Consider the following 26,955-nt stretch of genomic DNA (forward strand, 5'->3'; position numbering starts at 1 on the left):
CTAATGTACCATTTTGCAGCGATGATATGGTTTTCATTGTGTCATTTCTCTGAAATAAGACATGTGGTGTTAAATATTCTCCAGCAAGCTAACACTTTGAATGCTAAGTATTCACATGATATTCGATAGATTATTCGTTTGGTGAATATTTTATTTCTTAACTTCAGCATATACTATGCTATTAAAGTCATTTGAGTATTAAGATAACGATAAACAACCGGAGTAATGTCATGGGAATGGTTACGGTCGAGCGTCAGAAATATCTGCAAAAAATAACCCAGCGGTTAGTCATATTTACGTCGGTCATTTTGGTTGTCGTTGCCTTGGTATTTTATAACGTTGTTGGCACAACTTCCTGTAAAACGATGAATGACTGTAGTGAACACTCTTATTTGGTACTTCTGGTTTTTGTTGCCGGGTTACTGGGTGGATTTGTAAGTATTCAGCAACGATTGCCTTCAATTGAACTGGATGAATTAAAAGTTTTATCGGATTCGTGGATATCCATTACGCTCATTCCGATCAATGGCGGAATATTTGCTTTGGTATTAATGCTGATGTTTGCCGGAAACATTGTTCAGGGAGGGTTATTCCCGACTTATCCGGATACATTCAATATCAGTAACACTCAGTCTTTTTATACCTGGTTAAGTCAGGCGTATCCTGTGAATGGTGTCGATGTGGCTAAACTGCTGTTCTGGTCATTTGTTGCTGGTTTCAGTGAGCGTCTTGTGCCGCAGATTATCAGAAAAACATCGAGTGAATTGCTTGATGACGGTCATGATGAAGATGCTAATGGACAGGAACCACATAAGCCAGACAACAAACCCGATCCGAAAGGAAAAAAGGGCGATCATCACAAGGATTCCTGATTAATATTAGATGTGAACTGATATGGTTTTACTTTTCATGTGACTCTTCTTTGTGTACGAAATCAGCCAGCATCTCAGCAAACTGGGCTGATATTTTACGGTAACCGGCTTTATCACCCAGTAACAGAAAATGAAAACTGAAACCACAGAAGTACATATCTAAAATTCGGGTGATGTGGTTGCGTTGTTCTGCGGTCAGATCCGGCCGGAAAAAGTGGGAAATATTATGACTCCAGTGCTCGAACATGCTGTCTAGCATCAACTGAAGGCGTTTCCGGTATTCGGGTTTGTGGTGACTCTGACTCAGAAAATAAAAAAGCGTGGTTACGCTCTCCGGAGCGTTTTCCAACAGTTGCATGGTGTATTCGCTGGTGGCGTGAATAAATGCCTGTAGTGTCGTGAAATTACCGGGAGCCAGATCTTCGTCGAGGCGTTGAACCAATTGGTCCAGCATATATAAATACAGGTCTTCGATCTGAGGGAAATGATGGAAGAAACCCCCTTTACTGACACCTGCCTGATTGATGACTTTCAGAGATGAAAGTGCATGAATACCTTCGTTCCGGACGATTTGGTGAGCGGCTGCCAGTATTTTTTGTTTGGTCTGTTCTGCCTGCTTTTTTCTGGTTGTCGTCATGATTGCACTCATCAAAATAAAAACTAAAAGTAATGACGCAGTTGGAGATAAACCATCCACGCCGGAGTGACATAAATGTCAGTCTCCTGACTGAAACGTACACCTCCGTACTCGGTATTCTCCGGACCGACGGGAAACTGGAAGCCACTCAGTAGCGTTGAGTTATCACTGAGTGACCAGTTTATTTCTGCCGTACCGAAAGCGCTCAGATCATCAAGATTAACGATCAAACTGGAAGAAAGATTGAGTAATGGCGTCCATTCGAACGTCATTCCACTGGCAAGATAATTGCGGTTAAGGTTGAAAACCTGTCCGCGGTCCAGTCGCCTGAGCAAATCGCCGGGCAGTGTATCATACGTTGCTTCAGTATGGGTGCCGTAGCCATTATGGTAATATTCACTAAATACCGTGGCATTGTGTTCCAGTAACATCAGGGCATAGTCGATATTGGCAAGAGCCGAGACTTTAATATCACCGTCATCGTTTCGTGTCGAAACCACTTCCGTATTCCAGCTTGCTCCGCCGAGTGCTCCGCTGAGTCCCAGACCGAACATCTGGCTTTCATAATCGTGAGCCAGCAGCCAACTGGTATTGAGTTCACCGAAGGTCTGGCGGTAGTAGAGTGCCGCGGTACTGGCCGTCCATTGCAAATGATGATTCGATGCTGCTCTGCGGGGAGCTAAGGCGAACTGTAGATCGGAACCATCTTCATAAAGCCACTGCATATAAGTCATATCTGCACCGGGCTTGTACTCGGTATCCACTGTGTCCGGGGCAAACGGTGCGACTAAGTCCATGACCTGAAACATTTTACCTGTGCCCCAGGTCAGGGTTTGACGTCCGACACGTACGACGTAATCCGGCGTAGAATAGCCGATAGCCAGCCGATCGAGCCGGTGTGTAATATTGTTGTCCTGACCATCGTGAATCGTGTGTGACAGATCGGTCAGACTAACGGGTGACGACTGTTCAAAATAAGGAGACAGCTTCTGTGTATAGCTGACATTGTCACCATGATCAGCAGTTAACTGGTAATGAACCTGAATATCCCAGTTGTCGAAACGGGGTTCCCAGGTAAGTCTCAGATCTCCCAGAAAATCCTGACGGTACTGCTCATCAAGTTGGGCATCAAGGCTCTGATCGTCCGCCATGTTTTCTTGCCCGGTGAGCTGAATGCGGCCGTGTATTTCTTCGGCAGAAAGTATCGGTGTATGACTCAGCAGAATAAAAAACAGCGCTGTTTTCAGGTCAACCGACAGCTTGTGCATGATCCACCTGATATTCATCTCCGGTAATCTGGCCGTCAGTCATCTGAATCTGACGTCGGCTGTGTGCGACCAGACGCGCATCGTGCGTACTGATCAGGAATGTGGTTCCCGATTCTTCATTTAATCTGGCCATCAGTGTTATTAGTGATTCTGCCGTTTTTGAATCGAGATTTGCCGTTGGTTCATCAGCCAGGACAATCGCTGGCCGGGAAACCAGAGCCCGGGCGACGGCAACACGTTGTTGCTGTCCACCGGATAAATAAGACGGACGACGCTTTTCCATGCCTTCCAGTCCGACTTCCTTCAGTGCCTGATAAACCCGTTCATGACGTTCTGCCGCTGGAATGCCTAATAGTTGCAGAATGAACTCGACATTTTCCGCTGCGGTAAATACCGGAATCAGATTATATGCCTGAAAAATAAAGCCGATTTTATGCAGACGGATATCAGTCAACTGGGCTTTGCTGAGATCATTCAAAGGCTGGCTGTCGATCGTGACATAACCTGATGTCAGCGAATCCAGCCCACCGATCATATTGAGTAAGGTCGTCTTTCCTGAACCGGAAGGACCGGAAAGGGTGGCAAAGTCTCCGCTCATGATATCCAAATCAACACCATTGAGGGCGGCAACTTCCACATTCCCGACCTGATAGGTTTTGGTCACAGAGCGACAGGAAACGATGGGTGTTCTCGGGGGATTAAACATGATGCATTGCCTCCACTGGATTTGAATGGGATGCCCGATAGGCGGGCCATAGTGCGACAATAACCCCGAGTATCCAGACGATAACGGATAGCGTCAACAACTGATCCGGGGCGAGTTGGGGATAAAGAACGTGACCGGAACCAAGATATTCTGCACCCTGAGCGAGGAAGCTGAGATTGATTCCGTCATGGAGTGCGAGAATCGTTGCTGTTGCCGCGCCCATGCCTGCCAGAACACCGCATCCGATTAACAGGGCGGATTCCAGCAGAACCTGAGTCAGAATCTGGCGCGGGCGCATACCGAGTGCCAGCAGCAAGCCAAATTCACGAACCCGTTCAAAGACAGCCATCAACTGAGTATTAGTGACACCAATGGCCATAAAGGCGCACATAACCAACAGCCAGATGTAGACCATGCCCTGCATGAGAACATCAATTGCAGAAGTCATCGGCGACAGGATTCTCCAGGAAGCCACGTCTAGTGATGGTGCAGCCTGGCGTAGCCGGTGAATCGTGGTGTCCAGTAGTTGCTCATGAGCGATGGTAAAACTGATTTCAGAAATATCTTCTCCGATATCAAGCATGTGCCGGGCAGTATTCAGGCCGACAAAGGTGTAATTATCCTGAACTTCCTGATTCCCGGCAAACAAGCCGATGACCTGAAAGGCCTGCTCGGCCATATGGCCGTCCCGGGTCTGTGCCATAACGACGACCCGTTTACCCAGCCGGGTTTTGAGTCTTTTGGCCAGATGAGCACCGAGAACAATTCCCCGGTCATCCGGAGACGTCAGATACTGTCCTGCGCTGATTTGATGTGAAATCGTTGAGATATGCTGTTCCCGTTCGGGGACGATTCCTACCAGAATCAGCGGCAACGTTTTATACTCGCTCTGAATCACGGCCGGAACACGGACACGGGATGCCCAGCCAGAAATAGCAGGGTCATTGAGTGCTTGTGTCAGACTTTTATCCGGTTCAGGCATACGATAGGAAACGGTTGGATTATTCAGGTAACCCTTGGCATGAATCTGCCCACTGCCGGTCAGCAGATTCAGGTTGGCATCCCGGCTGGAACGCGCCCAGGCATCCATGGCTGCTCCAAGTACCAGCACTGAATAAAGCGCCACTGCAACAACAACGAAAGTGACCAGCGTCCGGTTCGGATTACGCCATAGGTTACGCCAGGCTAATGAAAAGAGAACAGGTAAGTTTTTCATTGTCCCTCCTTCATCGCACTAACGGCATCAAGCCGGCTCATGCGTAATACCGGAATACATCCGCCAATGGCGACAGAAATGAGAATGGCGGCCGGGCCGGTCAGGGCACTGGCCCAACTGAGTGCCGGATAGAATTGATCCGGTAAGCCCCACTGGGCAAATACGCCTTCCATTCCGCTGACCATGAGACCCTGCTGCCCATACCAGAGTGAGAAAACACTGCCGATGATGAGCCCGGCAAGATTTCCAATCAGTGACATGAAAATCAGCTCAAGCCATAGCATACGGGCGACATACTGATGTTGCATGCCGATGGCGATCAGCATTCCGAACTCTCGTTTACGCTCATGAACGGACATCAGCAACGTATTGAGAATGATAAATACCACGACGATGACCAGTGTTGCATACAGAATCATCGAGGTAGATAAATCAAGCTGAATTGCCTGTTTGAGCGCGGGTTGCAGAGATTGCCAGTTCCGGACCACAATATCGGTTGCATCCGTGTGCGATAATATCTGAGGCAGTGCATTTTCAACGGCCTGAAGGTCGTCACCGGACAGGACAATCGTGTTTGCCATGCCGGTCATGGCAAAGCTTTCCTGAAAGCGTGTCAGTGGGATTTCGGCCAACTGACGATCCAGTTCAGGAATACCACTGCGGAAAATGCCAACGAGCGTCAGATTGTCGGCAGCAACCGTTCCGTCTCTGGCTGAACCAATGAGTGTGACATTGTCACCGATCCCTACTTTCAGGTTCAGTGCCAGCGCTTCTCCCATGATGACCGCATTATCGTCACCGGTCTGGAGAAAACGCCCCTGTCGGATTGTTGCAGCCAGCGTTGTTGTTGCATTCTCCCGCTCCGGATCAATTCCCAGAATCGCAGCGCCATAGCCCTGATCACCATGGGCCAGAATTGAATAGGACGATGCTCTGGGGCTGGCAGCGGTAATCCCGGGAACAGATAAAGCCTGATCTGCCAGTGTGTATGGTTGATGAATTACTTTACGAATATCCGGATCATCTTCATACCCTGCCGGTTGGATCTGGGCCAGTCCATCGAATATTTTCAGGGTATTGGTTTTCATCGTATCGTAAATGCCGAGTTGCAGAGAAAGCATAAATACCAGTAGGGTTGCAGCAAAGGCGATACTGATCAGGCTGAGTGTTGTTCGTAGCGGTCTGCGCCACAGATTCCGCCACGCCAGACTAATGAGCATGGCTATCTCTCCCTTGGATTCTGTAGATTCGAGCGGGTAAATATGTAGCCGGGAATCTCCATATTGAACTGAGCTTCGGTCGTTTTTATGCGTGTCCAGTGGTCCGGTTTATCTTTCGGATACATGACCGTGACTGTAGGATAAGGTCTGTCACCTACCTGAGAAACAAGCTCGGTTCTCATTTCCCGGACTGGCTGCATGTCCTGATCGAAGTAAGTTTCACCCATCAGAATACCGTCTTCCCGGATTTTTACTTCAAGTTTTCCCCATACGACTGGTGCTCCGGGTTTCGGTTGTGCCTCGATTTTGTATATCCGGTGCTGCCCCTGTGTTTCTGCCGACAATGTTTTGTGCGTATATTGGGTCAGAATATCATCTGCTTTCGCCAAATCGTTGTATGAAAAGTCAGAACCCATCCAGGACTGGCTCAGCATGGAAGCCGGTAGCTTGATAATCTGATTAAGTTTTGGGTTATAGATAAATGTTTTCTTGTCCAGTTTGAGTGTAGCGTTTCCGGCATCTTTTACCGGTGCAGTGAAGCGGGCGAGTGTTTTTTCATTGCCGACCGTCCATGTTTTCATTGTCAGACTTCTTTCCCAGTCCGGGCGGTGTACAGTCATCTGGATGACGGTCTCTGATGATTTCCCCCGCCAGTTATCAAACGACGCATGCAGCAGAGCGGTTGGATCAATTTCTGCTGCCAGTGTATAAAAACTGCTCATGCTGCTAAGCAATATCAGACAGGAGCAGAAAGTTTTACCCGGGTTGAATTTTCTTATGCTGTCATTCATAAGGGCCACCTGACGGAATATTCTGAGATACTATGGCATTTATAGAACAGACCGTCCGGTCGGTCAAAATATCTTGATAGAAATATGATCAACCTGTCAATAACAGGACCAACTGATATATTTTTATAGTCTGGTGAATAGATAAATCGACGGATCTTGCATACATTGAATAACACGGAGTGTGAATTGAGGTGCAATATGTCCAGATTATTCATCATTGCAATTATTACTGTCTTTGTTACGGCCTGCGCTGGTCCTTTCCGGGCACATCCAAAAACCGGAGCACGTTATGCTGAACCGGAGTATGTTCAGTATCAGATGAATGATATGCGCTACCTGCGAGGCTATAAGCACTGATTGTGAGAGCTGACTTTGTGCAGGTTGAGGCTTCTTTGTTAAGCTGCTGAAAATATTAAATAGGTGGCTTATTATGATGAAACCACAACAGATTGGCGAAGCCTACAATCAGATTACTCATCTGTGGCAGAGTGAAGCGTTCGATGTTAAGAATGGTATTGTACCGCATGAGAGAGCCATTGCCTTTGTGAAAACCAGAGGCAAAGCTCTGGATGTCGGTTGTGGCTGTACCGGACGTTTTATTGATCTGTTGCTTCAGCAAGGCTTTCAGCCTGAAGGTGTTGATATCTCGGAAGAAATGATCAGACTGGCCCGGGAAAAACATCCGGAAATTGTTTTTCACCATCAGGATATCTGCGAATGGGGATTACCGGATACTTATGACCTGATTACAGCCTGGGACAGTATCTGGCATATTCCGTTAGAACAGCAGGAGAATGTGCTGACTAAACTGGCATCTGCCCTCAATCCTAATGGTGTACTGATATTCTCCTGCGGTGGTGTCGATGAACCGGGTGCTCATGAAGATGATTTTATGGGGCCGACGGTTTCCTATTCATCGCTGGGTATCAACGGATTTCTGCGTTTGCTGATGGCACACGGATGTGTGTGCCGGCATCTGGAATATGATCAGTATCCGCAGTTACATACTTATCTGATCGTACAGAAGTCAGGGTAATTTGTGATCTGAACAGACGACGGATGCTCAGGCTTTACTTAGTTCCTTATCGTTTTCCGTTTTCGCTTTCAGCAGATAATAAATGTTTGCGCCCGTGATAAACATGTTTGCGAGTATGACTGGCCATGAGTCGATGATCAGGCCGTATGCAACAAACAACAGACAGCCGATACAATTGACGATGCGTAGTTTGATGATGTCTTTCATTGTGAATGAAAGGGCAACCATCAGTGATGCTGCGTAACCGATAATTTCTACTGTGTTGGCATTCATTTTGTGATCTCTCTCCGATAATTCCGCGGGCACTATAACAGCAGAAAATTCCGGATCAAACCCTTAGAACAGAATTTGGGAAGGTGAACGATAACGCAATCGTTTGACCTTCCAAAATAAATATTTGTGCTTGTCCTGATATTTATGAAATTATATTCAAATGACCTTAAGATACAGTTTCAGTGAGAATTACCGGGTATAGAAACTGTGTTAGAGATCATTATTCATATGTACATGGAATAAGTATTCAGCCAAATAAGGAAAATGATTGATGAGCCATACGACGATTACCGGTCAGTGCTGTTGTGGTGCTGTGCGCTTTACAGTGAAGGATAGTTTTAGTCGCTTTTTTTTCTGCCATTGTGAGCAGTGTCGGAGGATGACCGGTTCTGCCCACGCATCAAACCTGTTTACTGAGCCGGAAAATATTACCTGGACTCAGGGTGTTGAACAGACAACCCGCTATGAGCATCCGGAACGTTCTTTTACTCAGGTATTCTGTTCGACCTGTGGTTCCGGTTTACCCTACGTGAATTCCAGCGGTAAGTATTTGATTGTTCCTGCGGGTAGTCTGGATAGCGAACCGTCAAAAGCAGTTGATGCCCGGATTTTTTGTCAGGAACAGACCTCATGGCACAAAGAGGGACTCTCCGCTAAAATCTTTGACGGATTTCCGGAATAATTACCGGAGCTATTATTCAACTAATTGAAAAACAGGTTCTGCTGAGAAAACTGATGATCAATATTACGGTTTTACCGATGGTGAAAAAATACTGGTCAGTGATAACACTGCTGATACTTATCAGTATTACGGTGTTGTCATTGTGGCCACTTGCGACATTACCGGAAGTTCCCGGAACAGATAAGATGCATCACTTGATTGCTTATGCGGCGTTGATGTTTCCGGTTGCGTTCAGACAGCCGCGGGGATGGATGCTGATCGGTATATTTTTTCTTGCCTATAGTGGTGGGATTGAGCTGATTCAGCCTTATGTCAATCGTTATGGCGAGTGGCTGGATCTGGCTGCTAATGCTGGTGGATTAACGTGCGGCTGGCTAATCGCCATGTTGTTAAATTTTTTCCGTTCAGAGCCGTTGATGGCAAAAGACGAACATCTGTAAAAAGAGAATCAGCGCTAAAAGAAGGGGTGAAAAATCACCCCTTTCTCATTGTTATACCATCCTGACAAAGTATCTGATTATCTGAATGGTTATGGCGGAACAAACGTACAAGGGCATGGATGCCCTTGTCTAAGCGAACAGGGATGTCTTGAGCGGTTTGTGGAACCATATCCATTCAGGTCATATTCTTATTTTGGTTTAACTGCCGGTGACCCGCTATCTGACTACTTGACTATCATTCATTCTGCCAGTGAGAACAGCGCCGGTTGCTGTAATGCACTTTCAATCGCCTGAACTAACTGAGACAGATCATCAGCCGCGGAGATATAAGGTGGCATGATGTAAATTAATCTGCCAAAGGGGCGAATCCAGACGCCCTGACTGACAAAGTGTGCCTGAATCTGTTCCATTTTTACCGGGATGTGGGTTTCCACAACACCGATCGCACCGATCCAGCGAACTTCTTTAACCATCTCATACTGCTGAAGCTGTGGGAGATTCTTTGCAAAGAACGTTTCAATCTGTTGCACCTGAGTCTGCCATTCCCCATTTTCTATCAGGCTCAGGCTGGCTTCTGCAACGGCGCAGGCCAATGGATTACCCATGAACGTCGGACCGTGCATGAAGCAATGTGCTTCTCCGGCGCAGACCGTCTCTGCTACGTGTCGGGTGGTCAGGGTAGCTGACAGCGTCATATAACCACCGGTTAGTGCTTTACCGACACAGAGGATGTCCGGTTCGATACCGGCATGTTCACAGGCAAACAGTTTGCCTGTCCGGCCGAATCCGGTCGCGATTTCATCGGCAATGAGCAATATATTGTACTGATCACACAGTTTTCTGACTTCCTGCAAGTAACGGGGATGATAAATCCGCATTCCGCCAGCTCCCTGAACGATGGGTTCAAGAATCACTGCGGCAATTGTTTGGTGATGTTGCTCAATCTGGTGTTGAAAATCTTCAATATCCTGTGGATTCCATTCATCGTGAAAGCCTGTCTGCGGTGAATCGGCAAAAATATGTTCCGGAAGAAATCCCTTATACAATCGGTGCATCGAGTTTTCCGGATCGGTGACTGACATGGCTGCAAAGGTATCTCCGTGATAGCCATGACGCAGTGTCAGAAACCGGGGACGGGATTCACCACGGCTGTGCCAGTATTGCAGTGCCATCTTCAGAGCAACTTCGACGGCGACGGAACCGGAGTCGGCCAGAAATACATGCTGGAGTGATGAAGGAACCAGTTGCAGTAATTTCTTGCATAAATTCACGGCGGGTTGATGCGTGAGACCGCCAAACATCACATGAGACATCTGTTCCAACTGCTTCATTGCTGCCTGATTGAGCTGAGGATGATTGTAGCCATGAATCGCCGCCCACCAGGAGGACATTCCATCAATAAGAGTTTCACCACTTTCCAGATGAATCTGATTGCCGGAAGCATGACTGACCGGATAACAGGTGAGTGGTTCAAGGGTTGAAGTATAAGGATGCCAGACGTGATTACGGTCAAAATTTAAATCTATTTTGTTCATTTTATAATCAACTGTAAACCTTGGTAATTTTATTTTGTTGACAGTGTAGCGCTTCTGTTTAGACTAGCCAAGAAAAGTCTCCCCATACATAAGAATAAGGAATACACGTGGAAGTTCGTCATGATTGGACGGTTGCTGAGGTGCAGTCTTTGCTCGATAAGCCTTTTATGGATTTATTGTTTGAAGCCCAGCAAGTACATCGTCAACACCAGCCCCATAATTATGTTCAGGTCAGTACACTCCTTTCGATTAAAACCGGAGCATGTCCGGAAGATTGCAAATATTGCCCGCAAAGTGCGCATTACCGGACGGATGTTGATAAAGAACGTCTGATGGAAGTTGAGCGGGTACTGGATGCGGCACAAAAAGCCAAAGCATCAGGTTCTACACGTTTCTGTATGGGGGCGGCATGGAAAAATCCGAAAGCCCGGGATATGCCACTACTTAAAGAGATGATCTCCGGCGTGAAAGATATGGGGCTGGAGACCTGTATGACACTGGGGATGTTGACATCAGAACAGGCACAGGAACTGGCAAATGCGGGGTTAGATTACTATAACCACAATTTAGATACTTCTCCTGAATTCTACGGCAATATTATCACGACCCGAACTTATCAGGATCGTCTGGATACGCTGGCACATGTCCGGGATGCCGGGATGAAGATCTGCTCCGGCGGAATTATCGGTATGGGGGAAAGCTCCCATGATCGGGCCGGATTACTTGTTGAACTGGCAAACCTGCCGACTCAGCCGGAAAGTGTACCGATCAATATGCTGGTAAAAGTTAAAGGAACACCACTCGAAGAAGTCGAAGATGTGGAGCCTTTTGATTTTATTCGTTTAATCGCAGTTGCGCGGATTATGATGCCTCAGTCTGCCGTACGCTTATCCGCCGGACGTGAGAAAATGAATGAACAGATGCAGGCACTTTGCTTTATGGCCGGGGCGAATTCTATTTTCTACGGCTGCAAATTACTGACAACGCCGAATCCGGCAGAAGACAGTGATATGCAGCTTTTCCGTAAACTGGGTATCAATAGTCAGCAAGTTGTACAAAAGCCGGACGAAATTCAGGAAAACGAGTTACTTGATCGTGTTGTCGAGCGAGTTGCAGCTCGTCCCGGAAAAGATGACTTATTCTATGAAGCTAGCGTTTAAACAGCGTATTGCTACTGCGTTGGCCGAGCGGGAATCGCAGGGGCTGACACGGCGGATAGTGCCGTTACAGAGGGAAAACGGAACAATTTTTGTTCATGAAGGGCAGAAATATCTCAATTTTTCCAGTAACGATTACCTTGGCCTTGCAACAGATCCGGCTTTGGTTTCAGCCTGGCAGGAAGGTCTTAATCGTTATGGATGTGGTAGTGGCGCTTCGCCATTGGTCACTGGCTTTCATCAGGCCCATCAGACTCTCGAAGCTATGCTGTGTGAGTGGTTGGGATATGAGCGGGCGATTCTGTTTAATTCTGGGTTCAGTGCTAATCAGGCGGTGTTATTCACATTACTGCAACGGGGCGACCTGTTGTTACAGGACCGTTTGAATCACGCGTCACTGATGGAAGCCGGAGCTCTCTCAGCGGCAACGATGAAGCGTTTTCGTCATAATGATGTAGACCATTTATCCTTACTTGTGACATCAGAGCAAACTAATGTTGTCGTGACTGAAGGTGTGTTCAGCATGGATGGTGACTGTGCTCCTTTAGCCCAGATTAGTTCATGTGTTGAGGAACAGGCAGTCCTGATGGTTGATGATGCTCATGGGATCGGAGTGCGGGGAGAATATGGCGCGGGGAGTTGTGCTGCTGCCGGTATTCATCCGGATCTGCTGGTTGTGACTTTCGGTAAAGCCTTTGGGCTTTTTGGTGCAGCAGTACTGTGTGATCGGGAAACCGGAGATTATCTCACTCAGTATGCCCGGCATCATGTTTATTCAACCGCCATTCCTCCGGCACAGGCGTATGCATTGTCCCGGGCAATTGAGATGATTCAGACTCAGCAGTGGCGTCGGGATAAACTTCAGCAACTGCGGGATATATATCATATCTGCCTTTCTTGTGATGACCGTGCTTCTTTGTCACAGACGCCAATCCAGCCTTTGATTATTGGGAATACTGAGCGAACCTTACAGGTTGCTGCGGCGCTGCGTGAACGGGGAATCTGGGTGAGTGCCATTCGTCCGCCTACTGTACCGGAAGGGACAGCAAGATTAAGGGTGACATTAACCGCAGGCCATAGTGAAGCACAGGTTCGTCAATTGGCAACAACATTGCAGCAAGTGACGGAGGCGATCAGTGACGATTGATCTTGCGCCGGAGCGATTACCGTTCATTTCCCAGAGAAAAGCCCGCATCGCGGATGCATTTGGTAAAGCAGCTCATAGCTATGACCGTCATGCCGCTTTTCAGCGGGATGTCGGCCAACATCTTCTGACTTATTTACCATCGGATCTACGGGGTGCGGTGGTTTTAGATCTGGGTTGTGGCACAGGTTTTTTTTCTGAACAGATTCGTCGTCGGGGAGCACAGGTGATTTGTGCAGATTTGTCGCAAAACATGTTGGATAAAGCCAGACAGCGTTGTGGGAACTCCGGGGTCGAATATTGTCAGTGCGATGCGGAAGCTCTGCCACTGGCAGATGAGAGTGTTGACTTTGTTTTCTCCAGTCTGGCCCTGCAATGGTGTGAATTGCTATGGATCCCTCTTCAGGAAATCAAACGTGTCCTGAAGCCGGGCGGTGGTGGTTATTTCTCTACACTGGTTTCAGGTTCCCTGAATGAACTGAAACAGGCTTGGGCAGAAGTCGATTCAGCCCGGCATGTGAACAGCTTTATCTCCGGGAATGCGGTAAAAATTGCGTTAGCGCAAGCCGGATGTACACAGTATCGGATAGACTTACGCTCGTTCGGGCTTTGGTATGACTCAGCCATGCATCTAATGAAAGATTTAAAAGGCATTGGTGCAACACATATTGATGAGCGGGCTGATCGGGTGGTGAGCCGCCGGATGCTCACTCAGGTTGAAGCTGCATACCGAAAGTTTGCCAGCCGAGAAGGGCTGCTTCCTGCTACTTATCAGGTTTGTTTTGGGGTTATTCATCAATGATCGACGCATTATTTATTGCAGGTACAGATACGGATGTCGGTAAAACGGTCGCATCGAAAGCGATTTTACAGGCACTTGCTGCCAGGGATTTAAAAACGATAGGTTATAAACCCATTGCTGCGGGATGTGAGAAAACTGAATCTGGTTTTCGTAATTCCGATGCATTGCATTTAATTAAAGCTTCAACCTGTCAGAGCGATTATACAAATATTAATCCATATGCACTGGAATTGCCGACTTCACCACATATCGCGGCTAAATATGCCGATGTAACGATCGATTTTTCAGTACTGAGTGACAAACTGGCATTGCATAAAGCCAATACAGATATCGTCTTGATTGAAGGTGCTGGTGGCTGGCGTGTTCCGGTATCAGACAGTGCATGTTTGTCCGACTGGGTGAAACAGGAGCGGTTACCGGTTGTTCTGGTGGTCGGTATTCAACTGGGATGCCTGAATCATGCGATGCTGACTGCAGAAAGTATTCGGGCTGATGGTCTGGAAATTGTTGGATGGGTAGCGAATCGTATCAATCCGGGCACAGAACATTATGCTGATATTATTGAAACGCTGGAGCGGACGCTGAATGCACCGAAGCTGGGGGAAATTCCTTATGTTCCCAGTGCAAAACGTCAGGAGCTCGGTCGCTTTATCGATGTTGAGCCATTACTGAGTCAGGCACATATCGACTAGTTTGGATGAAAATAGCAATAAAAATGCCGGGAAATACCCGGCATTTTTATTAGCTCGTCATTTGATTAACCACCCCATCCACGGCTGGAAGATCCGAAGCTGCGGCTCGAAGAACTTCCCCAGCTTGATTTCGCCGATGCCGTCGAACCAAAGCCACCCCGGGAAATTGTCCGGGTCACAGTTGGTTTCGGTTTCATCTGGTCACGATGAACTTTAACCCTGCTGGTTTTATAACGTGTGTCACCATAGCGATTACCACTCGCACTGCTCCATTGGTGGTAATAGGGGCTGAAAGGGTAGTCGGAATAAAACATGGGCTGCGTATAGTATGGTCGTGGACCATCCAGCATTCTGGCGAACATAAATCCGGCCATTGCCGGCATGAACCAGTTACTGTGGCCCGGATCCGGGCGGCACATGTCCACACCGAACTCAGCAATACACTCGTTCAGAGAACCATATCGTGGTGCAGTCCGGGAGGCTTCTTCTACGGCGTTCTGGTAAGCAGCCTTACACTCGGAGGTATAGCTTGGATTATCGTTGATACAATCGTCGACAGTTTTATAAATTACAGCATCCTGGCCACTATCACCACAGCCGGACAGGGCAATACCTGCAATTACAACGGTAATTGGCGTATAGGTGACACAACGCCAGTCTTTCTTCATATGTGCCAGAACGACTTGTCTGCTTCTTTTCATCATTCGGCTCCTAGTAAGTCATACAGGCCGCATTTAACAGACCGACAGAGATAGACATCGCGGCCATAAGAGTCGCTGCCGGTACTTCTCCGGCTTCGATACGTTCTGCCAGTTTTGGCATAAAACCGAAACGGACTACCAGAAAAGCAATGATTTGAGCAAGTAGTGCAACTACACTCCAGACACAGAAATCGACCAGATTAACTGAATTGCTGGCGGCTCCGGCAAGAGCCAGAGAAAACCCGATCATGGCTCCGGATAACGCAATTCCGGCAGCGATATTCTGGTTGTCCTTAACCAGTTTCCACTCATCATAAGGCGTGATACGGACATAAATCAGTTTAAACAGAATCAGAAAGACCAGTGATATCACAAAATAGAGTGAGAAATTACCTAGTCCAAGGAGTGAATGACGTATGAGTTCCATAAATATTTCCTAATAGGGTAGTGAAATTATCCAATGATTTTGAAATCGGTCGGATTCAGTTCAAAGTAAGTGCTCAGCACCAGACAATGTTCAGCATGGTTCTGGGTGATGACTTCCTCTCCGGCAACCATCAGGCCTTCAAAATAACCGGACTCGGTTTCCCGCTCATAAACCATCACAAACTGATCAGTTTCCGTGACGGAACCATCTTTATGCCAGGTTTTTTCTGTCATCGCGACCGGTACAATATTGTCCCAGGCTTTGTGGAAGTGATGTTCTTCCAGTGACCAGTCGGTTTTTACAATGCCATTTTCAAGCAATTTCTGCCACTGAGTCTCTGTGTCGACTGGTGATGTATCATAGTAATAGAACATTTTGACTTCGCGGACATCCGAGTCCTGATCGCCTTCTTGCAGAACCTGAACATAGCCATCATCGTCAGTGTAAAAACGCAGAAGACGGGTCTGAGCATCAAGTTTGACTTCACCGACGGCCTGAATGAGTTGTGTTGAGGAGACGCCCTCGACAATCAGTTCAGGTTCGATGAGTTTGAGTTTGAGTGGCTCAAATTCAAACGCACCTCCCAGACGAAGACCGAGAACCTCTGGAGCGGCAGGAGTGGAACTTTGTGAATCAGTTTTTTTCTTCAGCCAGCTAAACATGGAATCACCTTTATCGTGCGGAATGATGATCTGCGATTCAAATCATCATCTGTTGTGCGAATCACTACATTTTGTACAGACTGTTATACAGACTACTACAACTGATGAATGCGTTTCTCAGCAATGTAGAAGAGTTTGTTACCACCGGTTATTGGTGTATTTAGTGCTGGATTGAGCTCAATTCCCTGTCCCCGGTCGACAGCAATTAAAATGGCTTCGTATTGCTGTTTAAACTGCAGAAACAACTGTTCAACCAATGTTTCCGGTTGTCCGGCCGGGTAAATGATGGAATATTGAGTCATTCCTTTCTGAGAGCTGAGTAACTCATGATGGAGTGTACTTGAGCCAGGATCGACCGCTGCTTTTGCCAGCATCTCGACGGAAACCGAAGGAATACACTCAACATTAGGACAGTGCTGTTTCAGCAATGCACTAAGTGCTTCATCATTGAAATAGGCCAGTATATGTGCATTGGGGTTCTGACCTGAGCAGAACAGGGCTGCGGATAGCGTGATATCATCTTCGGGATTATCGATGATAATGCAACTGGCATGTTGTATTCCGGCCCGGTTCATCCCTGCCTGATCTGTAAAACTGGTTACCCGCACGAACTCAATTTCTCCGGGGCGGGGATTTTCGATTTCCGGACGGACGCAAAGCACAATTGGACGCCGTTTGTTTTCTTCATGTTGCAGCATGTTGAGCAGGTGAAGTGTGCGCTGTTCATTCCAGCCCAATACTAAAATATGATCATTCACTTTGATATTCCGTTTGCCAAGTAAACTACGTTTCCAGTACAGGATAAACAGTGTGGCGATGTGACCGACAGTCAGAGCAAAAATACCCAGTCCGACCGGAATGACAAACAGTCCGACAAACCATTTACCGGCATCGGTAGCCGGTGAAAAATCACCATATCCGACGGTTGAAGATGTCACCACAAGGTAGTAGACAAAATCAGTAAAAGATTGAGTAATCGCTGTTTCGCCTATAGCGTTCAGTCCCAGCCAACTGATCAGCAGGTAACCCCCAAATGCCAGAAGAATGTTCTTCTCGTTCATCTGATTGAGCTGAGTATATATCCAACGTTTTAATTGAATAAAGATAGGCATATTTTTTGTTTCGGTTGCTTTGTTGTTGCTGTTGTATGGAAGCCGTTTGTGTGCGGCAGTTGTAAGGTACAACTGCCGACATGTGATGGTTTATGACTGACCACCTTTCAGGATACGCTCAAGTTCATCGCTTGCTGAACTTGTTCCACCGGCAGTAATCCCGGCCTCTGCCAGTTTACGATCCAGACTCTGGCTGCTGTTGTCTTCGGCCATTTCTGCCGCAGCTTCCAGTTGGGCACTCCGTTCAGCCTGACGTTTTTTAATGCGTTCCAGCGATTCGACGGCGGTGTGCATTTTTGCATTGGCACCGACATTGGTCGCTGAAACGGCACTCTGGGCTTTCTGGACTGCTTCATTCGCTTTAACGACATCAATCTGTTGTTCTAACTGACGTAGTTTACTTTTTGCCTGAGTAATGTTTGTGCGCATTACCTGTTCAGACTTTTTAAATTCTTCAAGATAGTTATTTTCAACTGAAGATTCGTTTCTGAGATCGGCAACTTTCTGTGCACATTCAAGCGCCAGATCCTGAGAGCCTTTTTCCATTGCACTTCGGGCATGCGCTTCGTATTCCGCGATACCTTGTTCCAGCGAGGTGATTTTTTGCTCGGCAAGTTTGCGTTTGGCAACGATACTCACTAATGCCTGATCTGAACGTTTCAGTTCTTCTTTTGCTTCCCGAATCTCTTGATCCAGGATACGCAGCGCCTGTTGATCTGCAATTGCTTCAGCAGCTTCGTTTGCACCGCCTTTAATGGCTGTAAATAATTTTTTCCAGACACTCATCATATTACTCCGTGACTAATTCTTCCTGATACAGCTCGATAAACGCTTCAACATTGCGGAACAGGGTCTCAACCTCGATGAGAATACTTTCAGCTTTGGACTGAGATGACAATGCTCCGAAAGCAACGTAGTAATCGGTGTGATTGATTTCATTAATCGCAATTGTAGAAAGCGGAAACATCTTGTGGGTTTTCAGAATCAGTGCATTGAGCTGGGCACTATCTTTGACTTGTGCCGCGGAAAACAGCACAACTTCGGCAAGGATCTGCTCTCCGGCAACAGCAATATAAGCCTGAAGACCGTCAGCATTGGTTATGATCAAGGTATCTCCCTGAGTCTGAACCTGCCAATCATCGTTTTGTTGAAGAATGGGCATCATTTCATGAATTTGCCACATATATTTCTCCTTTTATGTGAAAGTACAATCAACTAAAAGCCGGGCTGTTACTGTCAGCCCGAAAGACTGGTGCGGTTGATGCATTTCATCTTGTTATGGTTGAGCGCCACCTTAACTGTGTCAGGGATGAACGACAACCGTTTCATTGATATTCATATATATAATTGTTGACGATAGCCTCGGTTTGGAAGGCATCTCTAAGTTTTAGTCAATAATGATATGCGGTATATAGCGCGACATATCCTGCGTGACACGAGAAACATCTTCCCGGATAGAAATCCCGGCAGCTTCCTGATTGACCAGCCAGCTACCGACTAATGTGTACCGCTGTCCGAATTTCGGCAAAGGATGATAAGCCTGATAAATGACACCTTCATCTCCATACGGTCCTTCAGTTCTTAGCGTCTGGCGACCATTCTGGACAATGGTAATATTAGCTCCTTCCCGGGCAAAAATGGGTTTAATCACATAATCTTTTAATGTACCTAGATCTTTATCATCGGCAAAGTAGGCCGGAAGCAGATTCGGGTGATCCGGAAACATTTTCCATAATAAGGGTAGCAGTGCTTTATTACTGATAATCGATTTCCACATCGGTTCCAGCCAGTTTACTGAAGCTGTATGAATGTCGGCAGCATATTCTTCCCGGAACATAAATTCCCACGGATAAAGCTTAAATATCCAGTGAATTGGTTTATCGGTCAGATCAGTGAACTGACCTTGTGTATTGAGGCCGATATCCTCAACATAAACAAATGCTGTCGATAATCCGGCTTCCCGGGCACAGTCTTCCAGATACTGAACGGTGCCCCGATCTTCGACGGAGTCTTTACAGCAGCATAAGTGAAGCGTCTGGCCCGGTTGGAAAGCTGCCAGTTGCTGAAAACGGCGGATCAGAAGTTCCTGAAGCAGATTACATTGATCGGCATCGCGGCGGATTTTGCCCGAATCAACCATATCTTCAAGCCATAACCATTGCCAGAAAGCCGTCTCATAAAGGCTGGTCGGTGTATCGGCATTATTTTCGTACAACTTTGCAGGCTGGGTACCGTTGTATGCAAAATCAACCCGGGAATAAAGGGAAGGTTCCCGTTTCTGCCATGAATCGTACAGGCTTTGCCACATAGATTCCGGAATTTGAAATTTTTGCAGCCAGTATTCGTTGCCGACAACAGTATCGACCACTTCCAGACACATTTGGTGGATTTCTTCGGTTGGTTTTTCCAGATCATCTTCAATCTGTTTGAGGGTGAACTGATAGTAGGCGGTTTCATCCCAGTATGGTTCACCATAAGCCGTGTGAAATCCAAAGCCGAACTTTTTAGCTAAATCCCGCCAGTGTGGTCGTTCCTCGGCATTTAATCGAAGCATTGTTATTGTCGCTATGGTCTGGTAAATGGATTATCGGATATTTAATAAACGAATCAAGTGGATATACAAAATGTCTAGAATTCAAATGATTATATGAGGTCAGGCCTTTATGCTTCAAGTGATTTATTTAACACTTAGGCGATACAGTACGGATATACCGCTACAGTCTCCATGTTGAGACTTGGATTGGAGAGAAATGTTCCGGAGGAAGCTCTTTTATTTTTGCCAAAAGAGTCAGACAAAAAATAAAAGCCGCCACCAAAGAGGATGACGGCTTAACCCGTGGAGAAGATTCTAGTGCGTTGTCTGATAAGAGTACTGAGCAGATACCGGACGTGATTGATTTTGTTTTTTCTGCTCATGGACTGGTTGATCAATGCCGAGTTGTTGTTTTGCTTCTTCCTCGGTCAGACCAAGATGACAACGTAATAAATCAATAGCCATTTGATAGTTGTTAGCTTCTGACATGACGGTTTCCTTTTTTATCATGTATGGAACGACATCGTACTCGGTAAAAGTAGATGCCTTTCCGGGAATTCACAATAAGACTAAAGTCTAATGTATGCATTTATTTGACTAGAGCTGTTGATCTCCCGCCACGGTCTTTGCTCCCGTTTCAAAGTATTTGTCACTGTTATCAGTAAGTCAGAGTCGTAGGTATGCTCTGACTTGTCACCAAATGTTGCAATTTAGAACTTCACCTTGTTTTTGAAATAAACGACCATATTTATGGATATGTGAATCTATTCGGTTTGATTCATTACAGAATGAGCTGGCTGAATGATTCAGTATAACAATTAAATAATTAAAGAAATGGCAGATCTTTGCTGAATGAATCGGTGGTCTGTCAGTTTGAGTCTGTTTCTCATGGGAGAGTGAGTCATGAAACGCATTTTGTTATTTTTGGCAACTAACCTTGCCGTCATACTGGTTCTCAGTGTTGTCCTGAATATCGTTTATGCAGTGACGGGAATCAGACCGGGAAGTTTATCGGGCTTACTGGTTTTGGCTGCTGTTTTTGGCTTTGGTGGTTCGTTTATTTCCTTATTGATGTCCAAAGGGATTGCGTTGCGTTCCGTCGGGGGAATGGTCATTGAAAGCCCGAGGAATGAAACAGAGCACTGGCTGTTTGAGACGGTGAAGCGTCAGGCGAAGCAGGTCGGCATCGGTATGCCGACGGTTGCGATTTATGACTCACCGGATATGAATGCCTTTGCAACCGGAGCAAAGCGGGATGATTCACTGGTTGCTGTGTCAACAGGATTATTGCATAACATGACCCGGGATGAGGCGGAAGCAGTACTGGCTCATGAGGTTAGTCATATTGCGAATGGCGACATGGTAACCATGACGTTACTTCAGGGTGTGGTGAATACTTTTGTTATCTTCATGGCCCGTTTTATTGCAGGTATCGTCTCTTCCCGTGATTCTGATGAAGGTGAGAGTAGTAACCCGATGGTTTACTTCATGGTTTCTATGGTTTTGGAGCTCGTATTCGGTATTCTGGCCAGCATGATTACAATGTGGTACAGCCGTCACCGGGAATTTCATGCCGATGCCGGAGCAGCACAGCTGGTCGGCAAGCAGAAAATGATTGCGGCACTGGAACGTTTGAGAATGAGTCATGAATCACAGCTTGAAGGTTCAATGATGGCCTTTGGGATCAATGGTAAACGTTCACTGACTGAACTTTTGATGAGTCACCCGCCACTGGAGAAAAGAATTGCGGCATTACGCCAGATGTAGGCTTTAGATTCTGGGTTCAATCCATATAGGATTGATAAGTGATTAAGAAAAAAAGGCTTCCGGAAGGAAGCCTTTTTAATGAGTATCTGATGCTGATTACAGTTTGTCAGTCAGTTCAATCGCCTGACCAATATAACTTGCTGGTGTCATCTGTTTCAGACGTGCTTTTTCCGCTTCCGGAATTTCCAGTCCGTCGATAAACTGACGCATTGCATCTCCGTCAACCCGTTTGCCACGAGTTAATTCTTTCAGCTTTTCATATGGCTTTTCGATACCATAGCGGCGCATCACAGTTTGGATCGGTTCTGCCAGAACTTCCCAGTTTTGATCCAACTCAGCCAGTAGTGCTTCACGGTTGACTTCGAGTTTACTGATGCCTTTCAGTGTGGAACCGTAGGCGATCACAGCATAGCCTACACCAACCCCTAAATTACGCAGAACTGTCGAATCGGTTAAGTCACGTTGCCAGCGGGAGATCGGTAGTTTCTGGGCCAGATGGCTGAAAACTGCGTTTGCCAGTCCCAGGTTTCCTTCCGAGTTTTCAAAGTCAATCGGATTGACTTTGTGCGGCATTGTAGAAGAACCGATTTCCCCGGCAATAGTTCTCTGTTTGAAGTGGCCCAGAGCGATGTATCCCCAGACGTCACGATCAAAATCAATCAGAATGGTGTTGAAACGGGCAACTGCATCGAACAGCTCTGCAATATAATCGTGCGGTTCGATCTGAGTTGTATAAGGGTTCCATGTTACACCAAGAGATTCGGTGATAAATGACTCGCTGAACTGATGCCAGTCCAGTTCAGGGTAGGCGGATAGATGCGCGTTGTAGTTTCCGACAGCACCGTTGATCTTAGCCAGAATTTCAACATGAGCAATTTGCTGATACTGACGTTCCATACGATAGGCAACATTGGCCATTTCTTTTCCCATCGTACTTGGTGATGCAGGCTGGCCATGGGTGCGGGAAAGCAATGGAATATCCCGGTATTCCTCTGCCAGAGCACGAATAGCATCAATGATTTTGCGTATCTCAGGCAGGATGACAGTCTCTCTGGCTTCTTTCAGCATCAGTGCATGAGATGTGTTATTGATATCCTCAGATGTACACGCGAAGTGGATAAACTCACTCACGGCATTCAATTCAGGATGTGCAGCAACTTTCTCTTTCAGGAAGTACTCGACTGCTTTCACGTCATGGTTCGTGGTCCGCTCGATTTCCTTGATTCTCTCAGCATCCGCTTCACTGAAGTTGGCTGCAATCTCATTCAGAATATTATTTGCTTCTTGACTGAATGCAGGGACTTCTTGAATGCCGGGGGTGTTGGATAGCTTCTGTAACCAACGGATTTCGACGATGGTCCGATACTTTAGGAGGCCATATTCACTAAAGATACTGCGTAACGCAATCGTTTTACTTCCGTAACGGCCATCTACCGGTGAAACAGCAGTCAGTGCTGACAGTTCCATGTTTTTCTCCTGAATATTGAGTTAGTTTTGAGAGTGAATTCGATTCGCCTTGTCCGGGGAATTTTAAATTCGGGCTAAAAGAATTCTAGCCTGTTCGACCATTTTCTTCCGACCAAAAATAAGATGGCGGCGTTTTCCCCCGACCTGACGCCATAAAACTGCGCTCCGGATCCCGGAGAGGAGCAGGGCGCGGACTTTATGCTGATTTGAGGTTTGTTGTAATACGGATGGAGTGCCGGTGACCTGAATACGAGGGCCAATCGGACTGATAACATCCAGATAGACACTGGCAATGTTGCTGATCATCTGTTCATCCAGAATGTTAAAATGAGCAGACTGACGCTCCAGCATTTCAAGGCGGTCACCAAGTTGCGACATCGCATCCCGGCGTGTATTCAGTTTTCGTTCCAGTGCCATCAGGCTAATAATATAGCGGGTCAGTTCATTTCCTGACGGAGTGCTGTCCAGCCCGTCTGTCAGACACTTTAGCCCGACTTGCAGGTTTTCTTCGTTGCCGAATACATCAACTGTACTGGATGGATTGATGTTCAGAATCGCTTTGATTGAAGTTTCAAAGGCGTTAGAGTCACAGTAACCGTTTTTCGCGACCTGTTGTACCAGAAAAGCTGCCTGACAAATTCCTGCAAAGGCGATGGTGCGGTCATAGTTTGTGTTCGCCACGTAAAACTCCTGAATCTTATAATGCGGTGTATGGAATTCTTGCTTCAATAATCCCGCCGCCGAGACAGACTTCTCCGAGATAGAATACGGCGGACTGTCCGGGAGTCACTGCGATTTGTGGATCATCGAAGATGACTTTCAGTTTACCATTATCGGCAGGGATGATAGTACATGGGATATCGGTTTGGCGATAGCGCGTTTTTACGGTGCATTTCAGCGGGTTTTCAGGTAATAAACGATCGACCCAGTGCAGTTGTGAGGCAATCAGGCCCTCAGACTTTAGCAGAGGATGATCAGAGCCCTGTACGGCAATCAGGACGTTACGTTGTAAATCCTTTTCAGCGACATACCAGGGTTGTTCGTTTCCGTCTTTCAGGCCACCGATATGCAGCCCCTTACGTTGACCCAGAGTGTGGTACATCAGCCCCTGATGTTCCCCGATGACTTTGCCTTCCGGTGTCTCTATTTTACCGGGCTGGGCCGGTAAATAACGAGACAGGAAATCGGTAAATTTTCTTTCTCCGATAAAACAGATCCCGGTAGAGTCTTTCTTTTTCGCTGTAATGAGTCCCTGTTCTTCAGCAATCTGACGAACCTGTGGTTTTTCCAGTTCACCCACGGGGAACAGGCTTTTTGCAAGCTGCTCATGACTCAGTGTGTACAGGAAATAGCTCTGGTCTTTATTATTGTCCAGCCCTCGTAGCATTTGAGGCTTTTCGTCACCTGACGGAAATGTTCGGCGAACATAATGTCCCATTGCAATGTAATCGGCGTCCAGAACCTCTTCGGCAAAGTCAAGAAAGGCCTTAAACTTGATTTCCTTGTTGCACAGGATATCAGGATTTGGTGTTCTTCCTGCTTTATATTCCGCAAGAAAATATTCAAATACATTGTCCCAGTATTCGGCGGCAAAGTTGATGGTATGAAGGTAGATACCTAACTTGTCACAGACGGCTTGAGCATCAGCGAGATCTTCGGCAGCTGTACAGTATTCCTCGTTATCGTCTTCTTCCCAGTTTTTCATAAACAGGCCTTCAACCTGATAGCCCTGTTGTTGAAGAAGATAGGCGGAAACAGATGAATCTACACCACCGGACATTCCTACGATAACTTTCTTCTGTGTGTTTGCTTCCCGGTTTACTGACATTTCTCAATACCACTTGTTTTGCTGAGGGGGCTGATTCTATCAGAAAGAATGTGACGGTTACAGACCTTCACAACAGTATGTACTCAGGTAGTATTCAGATATATATCTGAATGTCTTTAAGATGTCCTTTTAACCGAAAACATTAGTCATAAGCCAATGATTGAACTCATGAGAGTTATTGAATAGAAATTGATATTTTAAATTAATAAAACAGACGACTATATCAATATGCAATATGAGACTATTTTTTTGTAAGAAAATTTATCCTTAGTATTTTAAAGGATGTTTTCTGAAGTAATAAATGAAATGAAAAAAAGTGAATAGAAGCGTAAAGATTATCAGCAAAATATATATGTAATGATTATAAAAATAGTTGAGTAATAACTGGATGGTGATTTTGTGTTCGGTAGACACTGAATACCTATTTGTCAAGATTATATATGGCGACAAATACGTCAAAAATTTGGAACGAAGTTAATAAATTTATACAGTTAATGTTAAATTTTTAACTGAAATTAAGTGTTATTTGCAATGCGCAGATAACATATTTTCATATGTAGCTGAAGACAATTGATGAATGTTCGAAGTGCAATCGATTACTGTTGCTGAGGCCATTGCCGAGCTGCATATTGAAGGCTAAACTTACGCTGTCCTTTAATTTACTATTTATCAGAAGAATGAAGTTTCCCGGCCAGCGTAAGTCAAAACATTATTTCCCTGTCGATGATAGGGATCTTCTTATTTTACAAAGTTCACAGAAAAAAAGTACATCACATACACACGTGATTGGTATCGATCAGGTACTTGTCGATATTGAAGCTACGGTTGATGAAGATTTAATCCAACGATATGGGTTAAGTATGGGGCACTCTCTGGTAATTGATGACAAATCAGCAGAACAACTTTACTCCGAGCTTGTTGATCGTCAGTTGATTACTAATGAGTATGCGGGTGGAACGATTGGTAATACATTACATAATTATTCGGTATTAGCTGACGATCGCTCAACTTTATTGGGAGTTATGTGTAAAAATATCGGAATCGGTAGCTATGGATATCGGTATTTATGCAATACATCCAGCCGGGTAGATCTTAATTATTTACAGGGAGTAGATGGTGCTATTGGTCGATGCTTTACATTGATTACCTCAAGCGGAGAGAGAACATTTGCAATCAGTGAAGGGCAGATGAATCAGTTACAACCGGAAAGTATTCCGGAGAGTATTTTTAAGTCGGCTTCTGCTCTAGTGTTAACCGCATATTTAATTCGTTGTCAGTCTGGTGATCCTATGCCTGAGGCCACAATGAAGGCGATCGAATATGCGAAGAAATATAATGTTCCGGTTGTATTAACTTTGGGTACGAAACATGTGATTGAACAAGACCCGATTTTTTGGCAGGAATTTTTAAAGCAGCACATTACTGTTGTAGCCATGAATGAAGATGAAGGCCATGCATTAACCGGAGAAACCGAACCTTTAATGGCTGCGAATAAAGCACTTGAATGGGTTGATTTAGTGTTGTGTACCGCTGGTCCGGTTGGGTTATTTATGGCTGGATATACAGAAGAAAACGCAAAAAGGGAAACAAGCTTACCTTTATTACCCGGAAGTATCCCTGAATTTAATCGCTACGAGTTTAGCCGCCCAATGGTGAAGTCGTGTTGCTCCCGCCCGGTAAAAGTTTATTCACATATTGCACCTTATATGGGGGGGCCTGAAGTCATTAAAAATACTAATGGGGCTGGTGATGCGGCGCTGTCTGCTTTATTACATGATATGGCTGCAAATAGATACCATAAGATTAATGTGCCAAATTCGAGTAAGCATCAATATGATTTTATTACCTATTCGTCTTTCTCGCAGGTATGCAAATATTCTAATCGTGCAAGCTATGAAGTGTTAAATCAGCATTCGCCAAGATTATCAAAAGGTTTACCGGAAAGAGAAGATAGTTTAGAAGAAGCATATTGGGAACGATAACAAAA

The 26,955-nt window shown here is 46.0% G+C and carries 30 protein-coding genes; 11 read left to right on the forward strand and 19 right to left on the reverse strand.

The features are described from left to right. Window positions 1–230 precede the first annotated feature (230 nt). Window positions 231–872, forward strand: coding sequence for a hypothetical protein (locus OCU74_RS06505; RefSeq protein ID WP_087478962.1), 642 nt, complete (start codon window positions 231–233; stop codon window positions 870–872). Window positions 873–900: 28 nt separating this feature from the next. On the opposite strand, the gene OCU74_RS06510 is transcribed toward OCU74_RS06505, so the two are convergent. Genes OCU74_RS06510 through OCU74_RS06535 form a run of 6 tightly spaced genes read right to left on the reverse strand, consistent with a single transcriptional unit; the run spans window position 901 to window position 6,710 of the window. After that, window positions 901–1,509, reverse strand: a complete 609-nt coding sequence (locus tag OCU74_RS06510; RefSeq protein ID WP_159457366.1) for a TetR/AcrR family transcriptional regulator — start codon at window positions 1,507–1,509, stop codon at window positions 901–903. A gap of 23 nt (window positions 1,510–1,532) precedes the next feature. Then, entirely contained in the window at window positions 1,533–2,777 is a 1,245-nt protein-coding gene (locus OCU74_RS06515) for a hypothetical protein (RefSeq protein ID WP_087478964.1), read from the reverse strand. Further along, window positions 2,758–3,483, reverse strand: coding sequence for an ABC transporter ATP-binding protein (locus OCU74_RS06520; RefSeq protein WP_087478965.1), 726 nt, complete (start codon window positions 3,481–3,483; stop codon window positions 2,758–2,760). The genes OCU74_RS06515 and OCU74_RS06520 overlap by 20 nt, the downstream gene beginning before the upstream one ends. Continuing rightward, complete coding sequence (locus OCU74_RS06525; protein WP_087478966.1) at window positions 3,476–4,699, reverse strand: ABC transporter permease; 1,224 nt, start codon at window positions 4,697–4,699, stop codon at window positions 3,476–3,478. The genes OCU74_RS06520 and OCU74_RS06525 overlap by 8 nt, the downstream gene beginning before the upstream one ends. Further along, entirely contained in the window at window positions 4,696–5,919 is a 1,224-nt protein-coding gene (locus tag OCU74_RS06530; protein WP_087478967.1) for an ABC transporter permease, read from the reverse strand. Before OCU74_RS06530 ends, OCU74_RS06525 begins: the two co-directional genes overlap by 4 nt. A 2-nt stretch (window positions 5,920–5,921) precedes the next feature. Further along, on the reverse strand, window positions 5,922–6,710 hold the full coding sequence (locus tag OCU74_RS06535; RefSeq protein WP_087478968.1) for an outer membrane lipoprotein-sorting protein: 789 nt from the start codon (window positions 6,708–6,710) through the stop codon (window positions 5,922–5,924). A 198-nt stretch (window positions 6,711–6,908) separates the two neighbouring features. On the opposite strand from OCU74_RS06535, the gene OCU74_RS06540 reads away from it, so the two are divergent. Both OCU74_RS06540 and OCU74_RS06545 read left to right on the forward strand, forming a co-directional pair. Further along, window positions 6,909–7,067: a hypothetical protein gene (locus OCU74_RS06540; RefSeq protein ID WP_159457367.1), complete on the forward strand. Its 159-nt coding sequence runs from the start codon at window positions 6,909–6,911 to the stop codon at window positions 7,065–7,067. Between the two features lie 76 nt (window positions 7,068–7,143). After that, window positions 7,144–7,746, forward strand: coding sequence for a class I SAM-dependent DNA methyltransferase (locus tag OCU74_RS06545; protein WP_087480038.1), 603 nt, complete (start codon window positions 7,144–7,146; stop codon window positions 7,744–7,746). A 27-nt stretch (window positions 7,747–7,773) separates the two neighbouring features. Here OCU74_RS06545 and OCU74_RS06550 read toward each other — a convergent pair whose 3' ends face one another. After that, window positions 7,774–8,019, reverse strand: a complete 246-nt coding sequence (locus OCU74_RS06550) for a YgjV family protein (RefSeq protein WP_087478969.1) — start codon at window positions 8,017–8,019, stop codon at window positions 7,774–7,776. Between the two features lie 271 nt (window positions 8,020–8,290). Between OCU74_RS06550 and OCU74_RS06555 the strand changes: the two genes are divergently transcribed. Continuing rightward, a complete protein-coding gene (locus OCU74_RS06555) occupies window positions 8,291–8,701 on the forward strand; it encodes a GFA family protein (RefSeq protein WP_087478970.1) in 411 nt (136 codons plus the stop codon). A gap of 53 nt (window positions 8,702–8,754) precedes the next feature. Continuing rightward, the gene (locus OCU74_RS06560; RefSeq protein ID WP_087478971.1) at window positions 8,755–9,141 is read left to right on the forward strand and encodes a VanZ family protein; all 387 of its coding nucleotides are present in this window, start codon (window positions 8,755–8,757) and stop codon (window positions 9,139–9,141) included. A gap of 239 nt (window positions 9,142–9,380) precedes the next feature. Here OCU74_RS06560 and bioA read toward each other — a convergent pair whose 3' ends face one another. Continuing rightward, window positions 9,381–10,667 carry an adenosylmethionine--8-amino-7-oxononanoate transaminase gene (gene bioA, locus OCU74_RS06565; protein WP_200807674.1) on the reverse strand — a complete coding sequence of 429 codons (1,287 nt, stop codon included), beginning with the start codon at window positions 10,665–10,667 and terminating at the stop codon, window positions 9,381–9,383. A 116-nt stretch (window positions 10,668–10,783) separates the two neighbouring features. On the opposite strand from bioA, the gene bioB reads away from it, so the two are divergent. From bioB to bioD, 4 genes are read left to right on the forward strand one after another with little or no spacing between them, the layout of a single operon-like run. Further along, window positions 10,784–11,836, forward strand: coding sequence for a biotin synthase BioB (bioB, locus tag OCU74_RS06570; protein WP_087478973.1), 1,053 nt, complete (start codon window positions 10,784–10,786; stop codon window positions 11,834–11,836). Then, complete coding sequence (bioF, locus tag OCU74_RS06575) at window positions 11,820–12,980, forward strand: 8-amino-7-oxononanoate synthase (protein WP_087478974.1); 1,161 nt, start codon at window positions 11,820–11,822, stop codon at window positions 12,978–12,980. Before bioB ends, bioF begins: the two co-directional genes overlap by 17 nt. Further along, window positions 12,976–13,779: a malonyl-ACP O-methyltransferase BioC gene (gene bioC, locus OCU74_RS06580; protein WP_087480039.1), complete on the forward strand. Its 804-nt coding sequence runs from the start codon at window positions 12,976–12,978 to the stop codon at window positions 13,777–13,779. Before bioF ends, bioC begins: the two co-directional genes overlap by 5 nt. Beyond that, entirely contained in the window at window positions 13,776–14,471 is a 696-nt protein-coding gene (gene bioD, locus OCU74_RS06585; protein WP_087478975.1) for a dethiobiotin synthase, read from the forward strand. Before bioC ends, bioD begins: the two co-directional genes overlap by 4 nt. 65 nt (window positions 14,472–14,536) lie before the next feature. Here bioD and OCU74_RS06590 read toward each other — a convergent pair whose 3' ends face one another. From OCU74_RS06590 to OCU74_RS06625, 8 genes are all read right to left on the reverse strand, one after another. Further along, window positions 14,537–15,175: a DUF1190 family protein gene (locus OCU74_RS06590; protein ID WP_234993507.1), complete on the reverse strand. Its 639-nt coding sequence runs from the start codon at window positions 15,173–15,175 to the stop codon at window positions 14,537–14,539. Window positions 15,176–15,182: 7 nt separating this feature from the next. Beyond that, a complete protein-coding gene (locus tag OCU74_RS06595) occupies window positions 15,183–15,599 on the reverse strand; it encodes a DUF350 domain-containing protein (RefSeq protein ID WP_087478977.1) in 417 nt (138 codons plus the stop codon). A 26-nt stretch (window positions 15,600–15,625) separates the two neighbouring features. After that, the gene (locus OCU74_RS06600) at window positions 15,626–16,261 is read right to left on the reverse strand and encodes a YjfK family protein (protein ID WP_087478978.1); all 636 of its coding nucleotides are present in this window, start codon (window positions 16,259–16,261) and stop codon (window positions 15,626–15,628) included. 95 nt (window positions 16,262–16,356) lie between these two features. Next, window positions 16,357–17,373: a potassium channel protein gene (locus OCU74_RS06605; protein ID WP_087478979.1), complete on the reverse strand. Its 1,017-nt coding sequence runs from the start codon at window positions 17,371–17,373 to the stop codon at window positions 16,357–16,359. Between the two features lie 90 nt (window positions 17,374–17,463). Further along, window positions 17,464–18,159: a PspA/IM30 family protein gene (locus OCU74_RS06610; RefSeq protein ID WP_087480040.1), complete on the reverse strand. Its 696-nt coding sequence runs from the start codon at window positions 18,157–18,159 to the stop codon at window positions 17,464–17,466. 4 nt (window positions 18,160–18,163) lie between these two features. Next, window positions 18,164–18,556 carry a DUF2170 family protein gene (locus OCU74_RS06615; protein WP_087478980.1) on the reverse strand — a complete coding sequence of 131 codons (393 nt, stop codon included), beginning with the start codon at window positions 18,554–18,556 and terminating at the stop codon, window positions 18,164–18,166. Between the two features lie 204 nt (window positions 18,557–18,760). Further along, window positions 18,761–19,927: a glutathionylspermidine synthase family protein gene (locus OCU74_RS06620; protein ID WP_087478981.1), complete on the reverse strand. Its 1,167-nt coding sequence runs from the start codon at window positions 19,925–19,927 to the stop codon at window positions 18,761–18,763. 294 nt (window positions 19,928–20,221) lie between these two features. Continuing rightward, on the reverse strand, window positions 20,222–20,395 hold the full coding sequence (locus OCU74_RS06625; RefSeq protein ID WP_200807635.1) for a hypothetical protein: 174 nt from the start codon (window positions 20,393–20,395) through the stop codon (window positions 20,222–20,224). A gap of 414 nt (window positions 20,396–20,809) precedes the next feature. Between OCU74_RS06625 and htpX the strand changes: the two genes are divergently transcribed. Further along, window positions 20,810–21,673 carry a protease HtpX gene (htpX, locus tag OCU74_RS06630; protein WP_087478982.1) on the forward strand — a complete coding sequence of 288 codons (864 nt, stop codon included), beginning with the start codon at window positions 20,810–20,812 and terminating at the stop codon, window positions 21,671–21,673. Between the two features lie 96 nt (window positions 21,674–21,769). Here the strand turns inward: htpX and purB are convergent, their stop codons facing one another. The 3 genes from purB to mnmA form a co-directional block, all read right to left on the reverse strand. Continuing rightward, a complete protein-coding gene (gene purB, locus OCU74_RS06635; protein WP_087478983.1) occupies window positions 21,770–23,140 on the reverse strand; it encodes an adenylosuccinate lyase in 1,371 nt (456 codons plus the stop codon). 63 nt (window positions 23,141–23,203) lie between these two features. Beyond that, a complete protein-coding gene (gene hflD, locus OCU74_RS06640) occupies window positions 23,204–23,821 on the reverse strand; it encodes a high frequency lysogenization protein HflD (protein WP_087478984.1) in 618 nt (205 codons plus the stop codon). Window positions 23,822–23,837: 16 nt separating this feature from the next. Next, window positions 23,838–24,968, reverse strand: a complete 1,131-nt coding sequence (gene mnmA / locus OCU74_RS06645) for a tRNA 2-thiouridine(34) synthase MnmA (RefSeq protein WP_087478985.1) — start codon at window positions 24,966–24,968, stop codon at window positions 23,838–23,840. A 677-nt stretch (window positions 24,969–25,645) separates the two neighbouring features. On the opposite strand from mnmA, the gene OCU74_RS06650 reads away from it, so the two are divergent. Beyond that, complete coding sequence (locus OCU74_RS06650; RefSeq protein WP_087478986.1) at window positions 25,646–26,950, forward strand: inosine/guanosine kinase; 1,305 nt, start codon at window positions 25,646–25,648, stop codon at window positions 26,948–26,950. The last annotated feature ends 5 nt before the right edge of the window (window positions 26,951–26,955 follow it).

It is taken from the genome of Vibrio mangrovi (genome assembly GCF_024346955.1).
Classification (GTDB): Bacteria; Pseudomonadota; Gammaproteobacteria; order Enterobacterales; family Vibrionaceae; genus Vibrio; species Vibrio mangrovi.